This window comes from Mesorhizobium sp. NBSH29 (genome assembly GCF_015500055.1).
GTDB lineage: Bacteria > Pseudomonadota > Alphaproteobacteria > Rhizobiales > Rhizobiaceae > Neomesorhizobium.
The window spans coordinates 1,981,261-1,998,703 of the sequence record NZ_CP045492.1; the positions used below are offsets into that span (position 1 = coordinate 1,981,261).

At 57.4% G+C, this 17,443-nt stretch carries 18 protein-coding genes and 1 riboswitch; of the genes, 13 read left to right on the forward strand and 5 right to left on the reverse strand.

What is annotated here, in order from left to right:
* The first annotated feature begins 124 nt into the window (after window positions 1–124).
* Window positions 125–1,405, forward strand: coding sequence for a phosphoribosylamine--glycine ligase (gene purD / locus GA830_RS09775; RefSeq protein ID WP_195161686.1), 1,281 nt, complete (start codon window positions 125–127; stop codon window positions 1,403–1,405).
* A gap of 1 nt (window position 1,406) precedes the next feature.
* Here the strand turns inward: purD and GA830_RS09780 are convergent, their stop codons facing one another.
* On the reverse strand, window positions 1,407–2,711 hold the full coding sequence (locus GA830_RS09780; RefSeq protein ID WP_195161687.1) for a glycoside hydrolase family 25 protein: 1,305 nt from the start codon (window positions 2,709–2,711) through the stop codon (window positions 1,407–1,409).
* 82 nt (window positions 2,712–2,793) lie between these two features.
* Here GA830_RS09780 and GA830_RS09785 point away from each other — a divergent pair, with 82 nt between their 5' ends.
* Window positions 2,794–4,569, forward strand: coding sequence for an acyl-CoA dehydrogenase (locus GA830_RS09785; protein WP_195161688.1), 1,776 nt, complete (start codon window positions 2,794–2,796; stop codon window positions 4,567–4,569).
* A gap of 15 nt (window positions 4,570–4,584) precedes the next feature.
* Window positions 4,585–5,337, forward strand: a complete 753-nt coding sequence (locus tag GA830_RS09790; protein WP_195161689.1) for a crotonase/enoyl-CoA hydratase family protein — start codon at window positions 4,585–4,587, stop codon at window positions 5,335–5,337.
* Window positions 5,338–5,487: 150 nt separating this feature from the next.
* Here GA830_RS09790 and GA830_RS20285 read toward each other — a convergent pair whose 3' ends face one another.
* Complete coding sequence (locus tag GA830_RS20285; RefSeq protein ID WP_195161690.1) at window positions 5,488–5,931, reverse strand: BA14K family protein; 444 nt, start codon at window positions 5,929–5,931, stop codon at window positions 5,488–5,490.
* Between the two features lie 138 nt (window positions 5,932–6,069).
* On the reverse strand, window positions 6,070–6,687 hold the full coding sequence (pdxH, locus tag GA830_RS09800; RefSeq protein WP_195161691.1) for a pyridoxamine 5'-phosphate oxidase: 618 nt from the start codon (window positions 6,685–6,687) through the stop codon (window positions 6,070–6,072).
* Between the two features lie 117 nt (window positions 6,688–6,804).
* Here pdxH and GA830_RS09805 point away from each other — a divergent pair, with 117 nt between their 5' ends.
* The 4 genes from GA830_RS09805 to GA830_RS09820 all read left to right on the forward strand — a co-directional run bounded on the left by GA830_RS09805 (window position 6,805) and on the right by GA830_RS09820 (window position 9,709).
* Window positions 6,805–7,182: an RT0821/Lpp0805 family surface protein gene (locus GA830_RS09805; protein WP_258045398.1), complete on the forward strand. Its 378-nt coding sequence runs from the start codon at window positions 6,805–6,807 to the stop codon at window positions 7,180–7,182.
* 97 nt (window positions 7,183–7,279) lie between these two features.
* Complete coding sequence (locus GA830_RS09810; RefSeq protein ID WP_195161693.1) at window positions 7,280–8,197, forward strand: DnaJ C-terminal domain-containing protein; 918 nt, start codon at window positions 7,280–7,282, stop codon at window positions 8,195–8,197.
* Between the two features lie 83 nt (window positions 8,198–8,280).
* Window positions 8,281–9,099, forward strand: a complete 819-nt coding sequence (gene fabI / locus GA830_RS09815; RefSeq protein WP_195161694.1) for an enoyl-ACP reductase FabI — start codon at window positions 8,281–8,283, stop codon at window positions 9,097–9,099.
* Between the two features lie 22 nt (window positions 9,100–9,121).
* A complete protein-coding gene (locus GA830_RS09820; RefSeq protein ID WP_195161695.1) occupies window positions 9,122–9,709 on the forward strand; it encodes a histidine phosphatase family protein in 588 nt (195 codons plus the stop codon).
* 16 nt (window positions 9,710–9,725) lie between these two features.
* On the opposite strand, the gene GA830_RS09825 is transcribed toward GA830_RS09820, so the two are convergent.
* Window positions 9,726–9,977: a DUF1344 domain-containing protein gene (locus tag GA830_RS09825; protein ID WP_195161696.1), complete on the reverse strand. Its 252-nt coding sequence runs from the start codon at window positions 9,975–9,977 to the stop codon at window positions 9,726–9,728.
* Window positions 9,978–10,152: 175 nt separating this feature from the next.
* Between GA830_RS09825 and aroC the strand changes: the two genes are divergently transcribed.
* Together aroC and ribB are read left to right on the forward strand one after the other, a co-directional pair.
* A complete protein-coding gene (gene aroC / locus GA830_RS09830) occupies window positions 10,153–11,265 on the forward strand; it encodes a chorismate synthase (protein ID WP_195161697.1) in 1,113 nt (370 codons plus the stop codon).
* Window positions 11,266–11,329: 64 nt separating this feature from the next.
* The gene (gene ribB / locus GA830_RS09835) at window positions 11,330–12,427 is read left to right on the forward strand and encodes a 3,4-dihydroxy-2-butanone-4-phosphate synthase (RefSeq protein ID WP_195161698.1); all 1,098 of its coding nucleotides are present in this window, start codon (window positions 11,330–11,332) and stop codon (window positions 12,425–12,427) included.
* A gap of 319 nt (window positions 12,428–12,746) precedes the next feature.
* Here ribB and bluB read toward each other — a convergent pair whose 3' ends face one another.
* Window positions 12,747–13,466, reverse strand: coding sequence for a 5,6-dimethylbenzimidazole synthase (gene bluB / locus GA830_RS09840; protein ID WP_195161699.1), 720 nt, complete (start codon window positions 13,464–13,466; stop codon window positions 12,747–12,749).
* 51 nt (window positions 13,467–13,517) lie between these two features.
* Window positions 13,518–13,701, reverse strand: a riboswitch (cobalamin riboswitch).
* Between the two features lie 148 nt (window positions 13,702–13,849).
* On the opposite strand from bluB, the gene GA830_RS09845 reads away from it, so the two are divergent.
* The 4 genes from GA830_RS09845 to dxs all read left to right on the forward strand — a co-directional run bounded on the left by GA830_RS09845 (window position 13,850) and on the right by dxs (window position 17,376).
* Window positions 13,850–14,776 carry a histone deacetylase family protein gene (locus tag GA830_RS09845; RefSeq protein WP_195161700.1) on the forward strand — a complete coding sequence of 309 codons (927 nt, stop codon included), beginning with the start codon at window positions 13,850–13,852 and terminating at the stop codon, window positions 14,774–14,776.
* 3 nt (window positions 14,777–14,779) lie between these two features.
* Window positions 14,780–15,031, forward strand: coding sequence for an exodeoxyribonuclease VII small subunit (locus GA830_RS09850; RefSeq protein WP_195161701.1), 252 nt, complete (start codon window positions 14,780–14,782; stop codon window positions 15,029–15,031).
* Between the two features lie 44 nt (window positions 15,032–15,075).
* Window positions 15,076–15,342, forward strand: coding sequence for a DUF2277 domain-containing protein (locus tag GA830_RS09855; protein WP_195161702.1), 267 nt, complete (start codon window positions 15,076–15,078; stop codon window positions 15,340–15,342).
* A gap of 123 nt (window positions 15,343–15,465) precedes the next feature.
* Complete coding sequence (dxs, locus tag GA830_RS09860; protein WP_195161703.1) at window positions 15,466–17,376, forward strand: 1-deoxy-D-xylulose-5-phosphate synthase; 1,911 nt, start codon at window positions 15,466–15,468, stop codon at window positions 17,374–17,376.
* Window positions 17,377–17,443 lie beyond the last annotated feature (67 nt).

Genomic DNA, 17,443 nt, shown 5'->3' on the forward strand with positions numbered 1-17,443 from the left:
AGCGAGCAACGCCGAGGTCAAGCTGCCGGGCAATTCAGCCCGCTCATTGTGGCCAAGTTCTTGACCCCATCCCGCAGGCACAATACCGAATGGCATGACCAATTATCCCGAGGACCGCTGATTCATGAATGTTCTTTTGCTGGGGTCGGGCGGCCGCGAACATGCCTTGGCTTGGAAAATAGCCGCTTCACCGCTGCTCACCAAGCTCTACGCCGCTCCCGGCAATCCGGGCATCGCAACTCTGGCTTCATGTATCCAGCTTGATATCTCGGATCACCCCGCAGTAATCGCGTTTTGCCGAGATAACCACATTGACCTGGTCATCGTCGGTCCCGAAGCACCGTTGGTGGCGGGCATTGTGGACGATCTCGCCGTAGCCGGGATAGCGGCTTTTGGCGCGTCGAGAAAAGCCGCACAGCTCGAAGGGTCAAAAGGCTTTACGAAGGATCTTTGCGCTCGCAACAATATCCCGACCGGCGCATACCAGCGCTTCACCGCCGCCGCTCCGGCCCACGCCTACATCGAAGCCCAAGGCGCGCCCATCGTGGTCAAGGCCGACGGTCTGGCCGCTGGCAAGGGCGTGACGGTCGCCGCCACCGTTGAGGAGGCGCTGGCGGCCGTCGACGCCTGCTTCAATGGTGCGCTGGGGGAGGCCGGTGCGGAAGTGGTTGTCGAAGCTTTCCTCGATGGCGAGGAGGCAAGTTTCTTTTGCCTCTGCGACGGAATATCGGCGCTGCCCTTTGGTACGGCACAGGATCACAAGCGCGTCGGCGATGGCGATACCGGCCCGAATACCGGCGGGATGGGCGCCTATTCGCCGGCCCTTGTCATGACACCCGAGATGGTCGAGCGCACCATGCGCGAGATCATCGAGCCAACAATGCGCGGCATGGCAGAAATGGGAGCGCCTTTCAGCGGCATTCTTTTCGCTGGACTGATGATCACCGACGAAGGACCGCAGCTCATTGAATACAACGTCCGCTTCGGCGATCCTGAATGCCAGGTTTTGATGATGCGTCTGAGAGACGATATACTGGTTCTGTTGAAAGCTGCGGCGGACGGTCAGCTGTCCCACATGTCGGCGCGCTGGCGCGAGGACGCCGCACTTACCGTGGTAATGGCGGCTACTGGCTATCCGGGCACCCCGCAAAAAGGTTCTGTGATTGGTGGTGTTGATGCGGCACAGCAGTCCGGTGCCGAGGTGTTTCACGCTGGAACAGCTCTGAAAGACGGGCAGTTGGTCGCCAATGGGGGCAGGGTCCTTAACGTAACCGCGATGGCGAAGACAGTCACGGAGGCCCGAGCGAAAGCTTATGCGGCGGTTGACTTGATCGACTGGCCAGAAGGTTTCTGCCGTAGCGATATCGGCTGGCAGGCGGTCGCCAGGGAGCAGGCCGGTAGTTAAACTAACGTTTTTCTCGCTCAGTGTGGACAGAGCTCGTGATGGTGTCGTCGACCGTCTGAGCACGGGCTAGTCGGGTCAGGTTTCCCATCTTTTCGGCTACGAAGTCTGCGTAATACGCGATGGTTCGGTAAAACTCGACCGCTTGAATTAGCGTGCGTCCTTGACCCACTGAGGTTGCTGCCCGCAAAGGGTACTGGTTTCCACCGACTTCGAAAGCGTTAGCCAGCGCTACAGCAGCACGCGCCTTCTCCACCGGCGCATATGCCAGTGGCAGATGGCCAGCATCAGCCTCGGCTCGCGTCAGCGGCACGGGCACGCTTGCCATACGATCCGGCTGAACATCGATGAGATTCCCATACGGCCAAGCTGTACGCAATGCTTCCACACTCACTGCAGCAACATTCACATCGATATCGTCAGGCGCACCGTGAATGCGGTACGGGCATCGATGTTGATTGCAGTTGGCCTGCGATGAAAATTGCCAGAGTGCGTACCCCCGCCAATAGCCGAGCGGAAAATGCACGCCGATTGCATCGGTATAGCGGGCATACCAAAGTGGCAGGCGCGACAGCAGCCTATAGCGCTCGCGGTTATCGGCGATGTGTTTTGCAGTTGATCCGTTGGTGTAGAGGACTGGGAAACGCCCGGTTCGGCGCTGGATATGGCGGACAAATTCTTCAGCGTCTTCAAGAGACATCCATTTTTTCGGGTCATTGTCCTCGATATCGATCGCCATCAGATCGTCTGGCCCAGGGTTTGCGAAGTCAATAAAATTATTGGCCTGATCAATCGGGTTGCCGGGGCGAGCCAGATGATAGGCGCCCCACTTCAACCCGAGCGATTTCGCCAGCATTCGACGGGTCTGAAACAGCTCGCGAGCGACCGCGTGGCGCTTCCATAGGGCCTTGCACAATTTTACTTCTAATTCAGCGCCGCTGCATGCGTAGGGCGGGGATAAACCGTCAGAGGCCTTGTTGATATAACCCGCTATCCGTTTGTTCGTAGAGAGTTTTTCCCAGTCGATCTCGTTATATTCATAGGCGTCAATCACAAGAGCGTGGTTTGGCTTAAACCACGGGGCAATAAATTCTGAACCCCAGCCGGGAGCTGTCGCCAAAATCGATGCGCAAATTCCCACAACCAGTCTTGAAATCACTCGCCATTTTAAACGTCTCAGCAGCAGCCTCACTCCGTCAAGCGAACCAAAATTTACCCTGTGGGAAACATGGTTAACGAACTGTTTCTTGTGTGCACGACGTGGACGATTGGACCATCTTAATTGATCAGGGCTTGAAATATGGGCCATGTAACGTCACAGTCGAACCCGTTGACGTTTACGTAAAATGTACCCCGCGGTGCCAATCGCTTTGCGGGCAGAGAGGATCACCATGTATCGCGCGCCGGTCGAGGATATCACCTTTACGCTCAACCATATTGCCGGCCTTGATGCCGAGATCCAGGCAGCGCGGCTCGGCGATCTGTCTGACGATCTGGTTGATGCCATACTCACTGAGGCCGGCCGCTTTGCCTCTGAGGAAGTAACGCCGCTTCACAAGATCGGCGATCAGCAGGGCGCGAGGCTGAAAGGCGCGGAAGTTACTACACCAGACGGGTGGCGCGAACTTTACAAGCGCTGGATCGACGGCGGGTGGAACGCGCTGACGGCTCCGGAAGAATTTGGCGGGCAGGGTCTACCCAGCATGCTTGGGGTTGCTGCCATAGAGATGTGGAACTCGGCCTCCATGGCCTTTGGCCTCGGGCCCACCCTGACCATGGGTGCGGTAGACGCGCTCGAAAAACATGCATCTGATGACCTGAAGAAAAAGTATCTGGCAAAGCTGGTTTCGGGTGAGTGGATGGGAACCATGAACCTCACCGAACCGCAGGCTGGTTCTGACCTTGCTGCACTTCGTAGCCGGGCCGAACGGGCAGACGATGGCACCTACCGCATCTTCGGCCAGAAGATTTTCATCACTTATGGAGAACACGATTTTACCGACAACATCGTTCATCTCGTCCTGGCACGGCTTCCTGATGCGCCGGAGGGAACGCGCGGAATCTCCTTATTTCTGGTCCCAAAATTCATGGTCGGAGAGGATGGGTCGCTCGGCGCGCGCAATGATGTCTTCTGCGCATCGCTGGAGCATAAGCTCGGCATCCACGCTTCTCCGACTTGCACCATGATCTATGGCGATGATTTCACCAAAACCGGGAAACCGGGTGCCATAGGCTGGCTCATAGGCGAGGAAAACCGCGGTCTGGCTTGCATGTTCACGATGATGAACAATGCCCGTCTTGCGGTCGGCATGCAGGGCGTTGCAATCGCCGAGACTGCCTACCAAATGGCGCTGGCTTTTGCCAATGAACGCCGCCAGGGCAAGGCCGCGAGCTATAGCGGCACGGGCATGGCTCCGATCGTGTATCACCCGGACGTTCAACGCAATCTTTTGACGATGAAGGCGCTGACATCAGCCTCTCGCGCAATCTCCTATAGCTGCGCTCACGCCACGGACCGAGCACGTCTAGGCGAGGAAGATGCGTCGCATTGGCAGGGGCGCGCCAATCTGCTGACCCCTGTAGCCAAGGCATTTTCAACCGATGTCGGGGTAGATGTCGCTTCGCTCGGCGTGCAGGTTCACGGCGGTATGGGCTTCATTGAGGAAACTGGCGCAGCAAGCCTCTATCGGGACGCGCGCATCGCGCCGATCTACGAAGGCACCAACGGTATCCAGGCGATTGATCTCGTGATGCGGAAACTTCCGCAATCGAAGGGTGAGCACGTCCATGGTTACATCGCTGAACTTTCCGCAATTGCAGTCCAAGTTCGCAATTCCAACCTCGAAGGCTGGGGTCGCACAGGCGCGGCATTGGAAGCTGCACTGTCCGACCTAACCGAAGCTACAAACTTCATGCAAGAGCAGGTCGCGGATGGCAAGTCTGAGCAGGCTCTGGCGGGTGCAACGCCGTATCTCCGCCTGTTCGCATTGGCCAGCGGTGGTGTCTATCTGGCCAAGGGCGCGCTGAGCGAAAAGTCGACCAAGCGCGTAGCACTGGCGCGCTTTTTCTCCGAAAATCTGGTGGCAGAAACCGCTGCACTAAAAGATCGCGTCATCAACGGCGCCGAGAGCCTCTCGGCTGCTGCTCGCGACCTTGTAATCGCCTGAACAGGAACCGTCAAAATGAGTGAAATTATCCTCGAACGGCGCGGTGCAATCAGCCTCATCCGTCTCAATCGCCCTGAGAAAAAGAATGCCGTCACGCGCGCAATGTATGCGTCGATGGCTGCCGCATTGCAGCAGGGTGATACAGACCCGGATGTTCGGGTTCACGTCCTTCTGGGCGTTCCGGGGGCCTTTTCTTCCGGAAATGACCTTGCCGATTTCATGGTCATTGCGACAGGCGGAAGCGGCGGTGGGGAGGTGTTTGACTTCCTGAAGTCGCTTGCACGTGCACAAAAACCAATCGTTTCAGGTGTCGATGGCATTGCAGTGGGGGTCGGAACCACCATCCACCTGCATTGCGATCTTACCTTTGCGACACCTCGGACCGAGTTTCGCACGCCGTTTGTCGATCTTGGTCTGGTGCCCGAAGCCGGTTCAAGCCTGCTCGCGCCCGCTGTACTCGGTCGCCAGCGCGCGTTTGCACTGCTTGCACTTGGCGAAGGATTCTCCGCTGAACGCGCTCAAGCAGCAGGTTTGATCTATGCAGTTGTCGCTGAAGATGTATTAGAGGATGCCGTCTTTGCGGCAGCCGAGGCCATCGCCCAGAAACCTCCTGAAGCGCTGAAGATTGCGCGGGATCTCATGCTCGGTTCACGTGAGCTGCTGGTCACGCGCATTGAAGAGGAAGCTGAACGGTTTCTGGAGCGCTTGAAATCGGATGAGGCGAGAAACGCATTCGTCGCCTTCATGAGCCGGAAGAAAGCTGGATGATGTCAGCCGCGCCGACCTGATCTGTTCAGCAGGAAGGGTTTTGATAGCGCTTGCAACATCTGTACGCGAGGCTCTCGCTGGCTGGATCAACCTTACAAAAGCGGCCCCGCAATGTGCAGGGCCGCTTTCATGCCGATCGAATTGCCGCGCTTAGCGGTAAGGCGAATAGCATTGTTGGCGCGGACCATTGTAAGGCTGGTAGGTGTTGTCCGAAGCCCGGTATGAACGATACTTGTTATAGCACCACTGCACATGAGCATTGCCGGCTGGCCGGTAAGCAGGTGCCTGACGATATGTCGGCTGCGCAATCGCACCGCCGATGATGGCACCGGCTACAAACGCTGCGGGTGGGAACCACCAGCCATTGTGCTGGCGCCAACCGCGGCGATGGTTACGATATCCGCGGTGACCGTTGTAGTAGCCTCGCCCGCCATGGCGATAGTAGCCACGACGATGCTGGACCTGCTGAACGTCTGTCGTGGCGGTTTCAAGGGCCGGTTTTGCCATTGGCATTGCAAATGCCGGAGCCGTTGCCGTCGCAACACCGGTAAGTGTTACTGCTGCAGCACACAGCGCGGTTACAAATTTTCTCATCGGATTTTCCTTTCAGTCAAGTGCGATGCGCCGGTTATGAAGGCCAATCGATGAATTGAAACTGAACGGGGCATTAAACATTTGTAATGTTTGGAAAAAGAGGCCTTCGAGACCAGCGTAACCCTATGGCGTTCCTATCTATGGGTACAGTCTGTGTTTTTCCCAGGTGCCTTTTTCATCCCGCGAAAAAACGAGCCGGTCATGTAAGCGAAACGGCCGGTCGTGCCAGAACTCTATGGCCTGCGGAACGATGCGAAACCCTGACCAGTACGCGGGCCTTGGAATGCTCTTGACCGCATAGCGCGCGGTATATTCAGCCACCGCCTTTTCGAGCGCAAACCGGCTTTCAAGCGCACGTGACTGCTTCGATGCCCAAGCCCCAATGCGACTCCCGCGCGGACGCGTTTCGAAATACGCGTCAGCTTCGGCGTCGGTGACAATCTCGACCGGACCCCGCACCCGCACCTGGCGACGTAGCGACTTCCAGTGAAAGCACATCGCCGCCTTCATCGTCGCCAATATCTCGCTGCCTTTGGCACTTTCAAAGTTGGTGTAGAATACAAATCCGTGCTCATCGAACTCTTTGAGAAGTACCATGCGGACATCGGGCAGGCCCTCGGTGTCGACTGTCGCCAGCGCCACCGCGTTTGGATCGTTTGGTTCACTCTCGTTCGCGTCAGCGAGCCAGCGTGAGAATAATAAGAAGGGCTCTTCAGCCTCGGTGAAGTCACTGCTTGTTAACCCGGATGCACGCATAATTCTCGCTCTATGGATGGAACTTCGGGAGTTTGCCGATTGTCGCGCCGAGCGCAAGCGTTTGAGACGGCCAATAGTTGCTCCAGTTGGCACGTCTCGCTGGCAGCGACAGCCTGCATGGCATTTCTGTCGGGCTGTGCCTCGGGCCTCGACCTCCGTAATGCTGAAGTTGATCGCACGCTTTATACGAGTGCAGTGTCAACAGATTCACAGAACGCCCTCGATCAGGGTCAACTTTCTGACGCGGCTACGATCCGTAATGCTGTTTCATCCGCGGACGTCGAACTGGCAGGCGGTCAAGCACTTGCCTGGGCCAACGCAGACACCGGGTCACGTGGGTCCATCACCGGCTTGACCGAATATCGCGATGGCGGGTCGGTATGCCGTAGGTTCCAGGCCATGCGTGAAAGTTTCGATGGGGTGAAGCTCTATAGGGGCGACGCGTGCCAAGCAGCGCCAGGGGCATGGCAAATGCGCTCCTTCGAATCAAAATAGACCAATCTTTACCGGTCAAAGCGGTTTGTGGGCTGGAATTTGTTCCTAGCGCGACGCATATAAGAGCTAACCGGTTCCATCGTTTTAGTGAGATACAATGCGCGATCCCTACGAGGTTCTTGGCGTGGCCAAAGGTGCGTCGGCAAAAGATATTAAGTCGGCATACCGCAAGCTCGCCAAAAAATACCATCCTGACCAAAACCCAGAGGACCCCAAAGCCAAGGAGCGCTTCGCGGCGGCCAACCAGGCTTACGAAATTGTCGGCGACGAGAAAAAGCGAGTTGCGTTCGACCGTGGCGAGATCGATGCCGAAGGCAAGCAGCGCTATCAGGGATTTGAGGGCGGACAGCCGGGCGGCGACCCGTTCGCCGGTTTCCGTCGTGGGCAGCAGACGCCGGGTGGCTCGCGTTTCGAGTTCCGTTCCGGCGGCGCGGGTGTTGAGGATGATATCTTCAGCCACATTTTCGGCGACGCTTTCAACCAACGCCCTGGCGCACAGGCGGGTCCGCGCCAGCAAGTGCCGCGTGGTCGCGATCTCAATGCGACGCTCGATGTCAGTATCGAGGACGCAGCCACCGCCGCCAAGGTTAATGCGATTTTCCCCGACGGTCGGCGGTTGGTGGTAAAGCTGCCGGCCTATGTTGAGGACGGCCAGACCATTCGATTAAAAGCTCAGGGCGAACAGATTTTGGGTGGCGAAGCGGGTGACGCTTTGGTCACCATCAAGTTCCGCCGTCATCCACGCTACAGAATTGAGGGTCGAGACCTTCACGCCGACTTTCACGTGCGACTGCGCGATGCAGTATTGGGCGCAAAGCTTGCGGTCGAGACCCCTGCTGGAAGATTGGCTGTCAACGTGCCGGCCTGGTCGAGCTCGGACAAGGTACTGCGTATAAAGGGCAGGGGACTTCCCCAGAAGGCAGGCGGGCACGGCGATCTTTATGCCCATGTGCGGGTCATGCTGCCGGAGGGTAATGATAGCGCGCTCGAAACCTTGTTGAAAGACCAAGGCTAACTGGAGCTGCCAACGGCGCTTGAAGCGTGCCTTTGCCTGTGCGATAGGCAGCGCAAAGTATGATCAGCGCGGAGAAGCCTTACATGACAGGTTCAAATGGCCTCATGGCCGGCAAAAAAGGCCTCATCCTGGGCGTTGCCAACAACCGGTCAATCGCCTGGGGTATTGCCAAGGCATGCGCCGACCAGGGTGCGCAACTCGCCCTGACCTATCAGGGCGAAGCGTTCAAGAAGCGCGTCGAACCGCTGGCCGCTGAGCTTGGCGCCCATGTCGTCGGCCATTGCGACGTCACCGAGCCTGAAACACTCGACGCGGTATTCAAAAATGTGGAAGAGAAGTTCGGCACGATCGACTTCCTGGTTCATGCCATTGCCTTCTCCGACAAGGATGAACTCGACGGCCGCTATGTCGAGACAACGCGCGACAATTTCCTGCGCACCATGGATATTTCTGTGTATTCGTTCACCACAGTCGCCAAGCGCGCTGAACGCCTGATGCCCAACGGCGGATCATTGCTAACTCTAACCTATTATGGCGCCGAAAAAGTAATGCCGCATTACAATGTGATGGGTGTCGCCAAGGCGGCCTTGGAGGCCTCGGTGCGCTATCTCGCCGTCGATCTGGGCGGCAACAATATCCGCGTAAATGCCATCTCGGCGGGGCCTATGAAGACTCTTGCGGCCTCCGGAATCGGCGATTTCCGCTACATTTTAAAGTGGAACGAATACAATTCGCCCCTTAAGCGCACCGTGACAGCGGAAGAGGTGGGTGATTCGGCGCTGTATTTCCTGTCGCACATGTCGCGTGGGGTCACCGGTGAGATTCATCACGTCGATTCCGGCTACCACGTTGTTGGCATGAAGGCTGTCGACGCGCCTGACATTTCAACGGTCAAGGACTAACTGCAGCGCCGGCGAGGCAGTCATGTACCCACTCATCTATTTCGTGCGTCACGGCGAGACTGACTGGAATGCCGAGGGCAGGCTGCAGGGCCAGGCAGACACCGATATCAACGCGCACGGGCGTGACCAGGCGGACCGCAATGGGAGACGTCTTGCGGAACTGATTGGCCGCGGGGATGGCTTCGACTTTGTCGCAAGCCCGATGCGCCGAACCCGCGAAACCATGGAGCGGGTTCGAACCGCAATGGGTGTGGAACCGAGTGCCTATCGCACCGACGCGCGCCTGGTTGAGGTAAGCTTCGGCGACTGGCAGGGTTCTACCTTCGCCGAGATTGAGGCGGAATCACCCGGATCTCCCAAGGCTCGGCGGCGGGACAAATGGAATTTCCAGCCACCGGGGACATCAGCCGAAAGCTATGAGATGCTGCGCCAACGCATCTTGCCCTGGCTTATGGAAGTGACGCAAAAAACTGTATGCGTCACCCATGGCGGCATCATCCGCACTTTATTTCGTACGGTAGCCGAAATGCCAGAACGCGAAGCTGCAATTCTCAGCGTTCCCCAGGACCGCGTTCTGAAACTGGAAGGCCAGTTTCTGGACTGGCTTTAGCGAACGGATTCAGCTGCTACTGGGTAATCTCCATGTCGGTGATAAGGTTTTCGCCGTTGACCTCATCATATGCCAAGTAGACTTCACCTCCCTCTTCAAGAGCTTCAACATCGAATTCGCCGGGCAGCTTGTAGGATTTTCCGTCACTCAATGTGATCATCAGCTTATCCATGTCGATCGATTTGATCTTCCCCTCTGCTTCTGCAGCCAAAGCCGCTCCTGCAGAGATATACAAAACTGCTGCTGCACAAATCAGGGCTCGCTTCATCGTAGTTCCTTTCTGAGCGCGCGCGCGCATAGGCGGAATGTCCCTTATATGAGTGAGCAATAACATGACTATTTTGTCAAAACTAAATCCGTCACGCTTTATTTGACCCTCTCAAAAAACGTCAATAGAAGCGGCGGTACGCCCGGCTCCCATCCGGGGAAGGACCAGATCGCCAATGTCGCACAACACTTTCGGACATCTGTTCAGGGTTACCACCTGGGGCGAGAGCCATGGCTCCGCTTTGGGCTGCGTTGTTGACGGCTGTCCACCGGGCATTCGCTTTACTCTCGCCGATATCCAGTCCGAGTTAGACAAGCGTAGACCCGGCCAGTCGCGCTTCGTGACCCAGCGTCGCGAACCCGATGCCGTGCGCGTGCTTTCGGGTTTCGTAGTAGACGGCGACGATATGGTTACGACCGGCACGCCCGTATCGATGATTATTGAGAACGTGGACCATCGCTCCAAAGATTATGGCGAAATTGTTCGGCAGTTTCGTCCAGGCCATGCGGACTATACCTATTTCACCAAATATGGGATTCGCGACCATCGTGGCGGCGGCCGATCCTCGGCCCGCGAAACTGCAGCCCGCGTCGCCGCAGGCGCACTGGCACGAAAGGTCGTCCCAGGATTGAGCGTTCGCGGCGCCCTTGTCTCTATGGGCGAAAAATCGATTGACCGGACCAATTGGGACTGGAACTTCATCGCCGATCCGGAAAATCCGTTCTTTACGCCAGACCGGGCCTCGGTTCAGGTATTTGCGGATTATCTCGACGAAATCCGCAAATCCGGTTCCTCGGTCGGCGCGGTCATTGAAGTTGTTGCAGACGGCGTACCAGCAGGGATAGGTGCGCCGATCTACGCCAAACTCGATCAGGATATTGCGGCTGGCCTGATGTCGATCAACGCCGTCAAGGGCGTCGAGATCGGCAATGGCTTTGAAGCTGCGCGCATCACTGGCGAAGAAAACGCCGATGAGATGCGCATGGGCAAAGATGGCAAGCCCGAGTTCCTCTCCAACAATGCGGGCGGCATTCTGGGTGGTATTGCAACCGGTCAACCCGTTATCGCTCGCTTCGCAGTCAAGCCAACCTCGTCCATCCTCACCCCGCGCAAATCGGTGGACCTCGATGGCCAGGAAGTCGATGTGATGACCAAGGGTCGCCATGATCCCTGCGTCGGCATTCGTGCCGTACCTATCGGTGAGGCCATGGTGGCATGTGCCATCGCTGACCACTATTTGCGGCACCGAGGGCAGGTTGGAGATATGCGAATAGCGAATAGCGAATAGCACTTTCGACTGCTTTAATCCCTCCTTGCCCTACTCCCTTGCTCTATCTCCACGGATACGCCCCATGCCCTACGACCAGAAAAAAATCGTCGAAGCCCTGCGCGCCTTTGAAGCTGGGGAAATCGTTGTCGTCATGGATGATGACGGGCGCGAGAATGAAGGGGATCTGATTGTAGCAGCAGTTCATTGTACGCCGGAAAAAATGGCCTTCATCGTGCGCCATACCTCAGGCATCGTCTGCGCACCGATGCCCCGTGAGGAGGCAAAGCGCCTTAATCTGGCACCGATGGTTGCCGACAACGACGCTCCGCACCAGACTGCCTTCACCGTCAGCGTCGATTTCAAGCATGGCACGACAACCGGTATTTCGGCTGATGACCGAACCCTGACAGTCCGCAATCTTGCCAATGGCAATGTTGGTGCTTCGGATTTCGTTCGTCCGGGGCATATATTCCCATTGGTTGCGCGCGAAGGCGGCGTGTTGATGCGATCAGGGCATACCGAGGCAGCCGTCGACCTTTGCAAACTCGCCGGCCTGCCGCCGATTGGCGTCATCTGCGAACTCGTCAATGATGAAGGTTCGGTCATGCGTGGCCCTCAGGTCACGTCATTCGCCGAAAAGCACGGGTTGAAACAAGTATCAGTCGCCGATCTGATCGCTTACCGCCAGCGTCAGGAGACGCTGATCCAGCGCATCGAATGCTTTGATATGGAAACTCCGGGAGGTCCGGCGAAGGCCTACACCTACACATTGCCGTGGGAAACGATGCATCATCTGGCCATCGTCTTCGGCGACATCCGGGATGGTGAAGACGTGCCGGTGCGTCTCCATTCGGAAGATGTCGTATCGGATGTGTTTGGAACCACCGATCAACTGCAATCGGTCATGAAATCGATGGGTGGCAAACGGGGCGTTATCGTTTACATGCGCGAAGGATCGGTAGGCGTGGCGCATCAAGGCCGCTCTCGTCCAGCTCCCAGTGATCGTGAAGACCATGAAGAAGCAAGAAGCCGTGAGAGCGAGTGGCGCGAGATAGGTCTCGGTGCCCAGATACTGAAAGATCTTGGCATCTCCTCAATCAACCTAATCGCTTCGCGCGAACGCCATTATGTTGGGCTGGAAGGGTTCGGCATCCGCATCGCGAAGACCGAAATCCTGTAAGAACGCTCTACTCTGCGGGCTGAGGAGCTGCACCAGATGTAGTGCGGTCTACCGATAGCAATCTCTGGGCCAGGAGCACCGTTACAAGAGACAGTGCGCCGGAAGCGACAGAGACGCAGAAGCCGTGCTGGGCGCCGAAAGTATCGACCACCCAGCCGGAAATAAATGCGCCGAGCGCCATGCCTATACTGGTAATCAACCGGATCACAGCATCGACACACGGTGTTCAATCAGTCCGAACGCCAATCACCTTCAAATTTCTGCTTGAGGGCCTGCGGCTCCAAACGGTGGATGAGGGTGAGACTGGCTCACTCCGATTTTAGCGGCTACTTGCTGCAGCTGCTTTCAGAGCCTTTTCGCCAGATCCAGAAAACACTTCACTCATAATGAGGTCGGCCAGTGGCAAACGGGAACCCCACTGAGCGTTCTCGAGATCAGGCTTTGGCGCAAACTGTGAAACGTGGCCCACGCAGAGATAGGCGATGGGGACCACGTGGTCGGGGATGTGAAGCAACTGTTTCAGCGCCTCAGTCTCCAGAATGCTGACCCAGCCGACGCCAATGCCTTCGGCACGTGCCGCCAGCCAGAAATTCTGCACCGCGCAGACCGTGCTGAAAAGATCCATCTGCGGGTTGTGAAACCGCCCGAGCGGCGAGTCGGCAGAGCGGCTGCGGTCGCATGTGATGCACAAATTGAGGGGTGTCTCGCAAATGCCTTCCAGTTTCAGGCGCCGATATAGATCGCGCCGATCGGGCTCGATTGCTTCGCTCTCGCTCTGCCTTGCGGCGACAAACAGATCGCGCACTTCTCGCCGCCGCTCGTCATCGCGGATTACAATGAAATTCCAGGGCTGCATGTATCCCACCGAGGGCGCATGGTGAGCGGCCGACAGCAACCTCGCCAGAACTTCATCGCTAATCGGGTCGGGAAGAAAATTGCTGCGAACATCTCGACGCGTAAAAATAGCCTCATAGACTGCCGCGCGCTCGGTCGTTCCGAAGGGTGCAGCTTTCGAGTGTTGAATAAAATCTGCCGGCATCGCGTTGTCCCCTTGCGATCAAACGAAACGGGTCCCTGCCTGACCATGCAGCGGACACATTTTTGCCTGGCCGGTCTTCTGGCTTGGGTTCATCCCGCATCCGGCGTCTTCCCGTTCCGTAGAACAGTGACATATGCCGGCGCGATCCCCCTTACAGCGTTGGGCACGCCACGGATTTCAACCGCGTTCCCGATTCTCCCGCATGGCTGCGGGCACCTAGCACGCCGTTCATATCGTTTTTTGCCGCAATAGCCATCCTCCCGCTGCGGTTGGCGCAATCCAAATGCTCCTGCTTGACCTGCCAAGTATGGGGCTGCGCCTAAACCCTGTTGAACAGCGGCTTGTCGCATGGCCAAATCGGCATCGGGCGCCTATATCGGGACATGGTTACAAGGCTGTACTCCCATCCAATCTTTCTTGAACATCTCACGCCCATCGGTCATCCGGAGCGTCCCGACAGGTTGCGCGCCATAGAACGCGTGCTGGATGACGAGATCTATTCTCCGCTGGATCGCATCGTAGCGCCATTCGGCGACGAGGCGACAATCCTCTATGCCCACCCGGAGAGGTTCGCCGAAAAGATCCGCAAGGCGATCCCTGACGACGGCATCGTAACAATCGACGGCGACACATCGGTCAGTCCCAAAAGCTGGGACGCCACGCTCACCGCTATTGGTGCAGCCAACGCCGCTGTGGATGATGTCTTTGCGGGCGTCGCAGACAATGTATTCGTCGCTTCCCGACCCCCAGGCCATCATGCCGAGAAAGAAACGGCAATGGGATTTTGTCTTTTCAACCATGCCGCGATAGCCGCCCGCCACGCACAAAACCGCCATGGCGCTGAAAAGGTGGCGATCGTTGATTGGGATGTTCACCATGGTAATGGAACGCAGGACATTTTTTACGAAGACCCAAGCGTTCTCTATTGCTCAACGCATCAGATGCCACTGTTCCCGGGAACTGGGGCAAAGCATGAAACCGGCGTTGGCAACATTATCAACGCGCCACTGACAGCCGGCACTGGCAGCGATATTTTTCGAGAGGCATTTCTCTCGCGCATTCTCCCGGCGCTGGACAATTTCCGCCCCGATCTGATTATCATTTCGGCGGGATTCGATGCCCACCACCGCGACCCCCTAGCTGAGATAAATCTCACAGAAGAAGACTTCGACTGGGCAACAGGCAAACTTATGGACCGTGCAGAGCGGTTTTCCAGCAATCGGCTGGTCAGCCTGCTTGAAGGTGGTTACGACCTGCAGGGCCTTTCCTTTTCGGTCGGTGCGCACGTAAAAAGATTGATGAAGGGATAGGCCATGGACACCGAACTGAACGCTGATATCCAGGCCATGAGTTTCGAACAGGCGCTTAAGGCGTTGGAATCGATCGTGGACGACCTCGAGCGTGGCGAGGTGCCACTTGACCAGTCCATCCGCATCTATGAGCGGGGTGAGGCTTTAAAGGCCCATTGCGACCGTCTGCTCAAGGCAGCTGAGGACAAGGTTGAAAAGATCCGCCTCTCGCGCGACGGCAAGCCGACCGGCACCGAGCCGCTTGACGGCGCTTAGCCCAACCGTTTTGATCGGCGTGAGGCAAGCACAGGAGCCAACGCATGTGCCGCAACATCAAACCGTTGTTTAACTTCGAACCGCCCGCCACCCATGACGAAATTAGCGACGCGGCGCTCCAGTTTGTCCGCAAGCTGAGCGGAACAACGAAACCGTCGAAGAAGAACGAGGCCGCGTTTCATGCGGCAGTACTCGACATAGCGGCAGTAGTTCACGACCTTCTCCATTCGATGGAGACCCAGCAGCATCCGCGCAACCGCGAGGATGAGGCTTCCAAGGCCAAGACGCGCTCGGCTTTGCGCTTTGCCTGATCAATGAGCTTTTTCCGCGCGCGATCCTGAGCCGGGTGACCGTAGTGTCCATACCTACGCACACATTTACTTTCGCTATCTGAGGTTTTAATCCCTCAGCTATTTCGCGAGACAAGGCAGCCCGTGACCCAGTCCAAGACACCGCTTCTCGACACGATCAGCCTCCCGGCAGATCTCAGAAAACTTCCCGAGAGCGATCTTCCGGCAGTAGCGGCAGAGCTGCGCCACGATCTGATTGATATCGTTTCGCAGACCGGCGGTCATCTCGGCGCAGGCCTTGGGGTGATCGAACTTACCGTTGCACTCCACTACGTCTTCGATACGCCCGATGACCGGGTAATCTGGGATGTGGGTCATCAGGCGTATCCGCACAAAATATTGACCGGGCGGCGGGATCGAATGCGCACACTGCGCCTTGAAAACGGTCTATCCGGGTTCACAAGGCGCGCCGAGAGTGAATATGACCCTTTCGGCGCCGCGCATTCGTCAACGTCCATCTCCGCTGGTTTGGGCATGGCGGTTGCTCGCGACCTTTCCGGTGGCAAGAACAACGTCATAGCGGTAATCGGCGACGGCGCTATGTCGGCGGGCATGGCCTATGAGGCGATGAACAATGCCGGCGCGCTGGACGCACGCTTGATCGTCATTCTGAACGACAACGACATGTCTATCGCACCCCCAGCGGGCGCCATGAGCGCCTATCTTGCGAGGCTGGTATCGGGCAAGACCTACCGCTCGATCCGCGAAACAGCAAAGCAACTGGCAAAAAAACTGCCGAAATTCTGGCAGGAAAAAGCACGCAGATCCGAAGAATTCGCACGCGGTTTCTGGACCGGAGGAACGCTTTTTGAGGAACTGGGTTTCTACTATGTCGGTCCCATTGATGGCCATCAGCTGGAACATCTGCTGCCAGTGCTCAAGAATGTCCGCGACACAATTTCCGGTCCGGTGCTCATCCACGTGGTGACGCAAAAGGGGAAGGGCTATGCGCCCGCTGAAGCCGCAGCCGACAAATATCACGGTGTCAGCAAGTTCGATGTGATCACCGGCGCGCAGGCCAAAGCACCGGCTAATGCTCCAGCTTACACCAGGGTTTTCGCTGAAAGTCTGATCCAGGAGGCGGCAGAAGATGAAAAGATTGTCGCGATTTCGGCGGCAATGCCATCTGGTACCGGCCTTGATTTGTTCGGCGAAGCGTTCCCATCCCGCACCTTTGATGTTGGCATTGCCGAACAACACGCAGTCACCTTCGCTGCGGGCCTTGCGACCGAAGGTTACCGGCCCTTTGCGGCAATCTATTCGACCTTTCTCCAGCGCGCTTACGATCAAGTCGTCCATGACGTCGCGATCCAGAAGCTGCCGGTGCGCTTTCCCATCGACCGGGCCGGCTATGTCGGTGCGGATGGTGCGACCCATTGCGGCGCCTTCGACACGACTTTCCTCGCGTCGCTGCCTGGCTTTGTCGTGATGGCTGCGGCCGACGAGGCCGAACTCCGCCACATGGTCCGCACCGCCGCCGTCTATGACGAGGGACCGATTTCATTCCGCTATCCGCGCGGCAATGGTGTCGGCGTCGATATGCCAGCGCGTGGCATCGCGCTCGAGATTGGGAAAGGGCGCGTCCTTAGGGAAGGGACCAAAATAGCCCTTCTGTCGTTCGGAACCCGTTTGCAGGATTGCTTGCTGGCGGCAGAAGAGTTGGACGCTGCAGGGTTGTCGACCACGGTCGCAGACGCGCGCTTTGCCAAGCCGCTTGATACCGATCTAGTCCGCCGCCTTGCCCGCAATCACGAGGTGCTGGTCACGGTGGAGGAGGGTGCAATTGGCGGATTTTCCAGTCAGGTTCTGCAATACTTGGCTACAGAAGGCTTGTTGGACAACGGATTGAAGGTTCGCCCGCTGGTTCTCCCCGATAGCTTTACCGACCACGCCAAGCCGGAGAAAATGTATGCTGATGCCGGCCTTGATCGCGCTGGCATAGTTACTGCCGTATTTTCCGCGCTGGGCAGCTCCGCCCAAGCCGCCCGCGCATGATGACGCAAACTGTAACCTCCTGTTTACGCTGGTTGTTGCGGGTTCGGTTACCCTGTCTCTTGGCCGT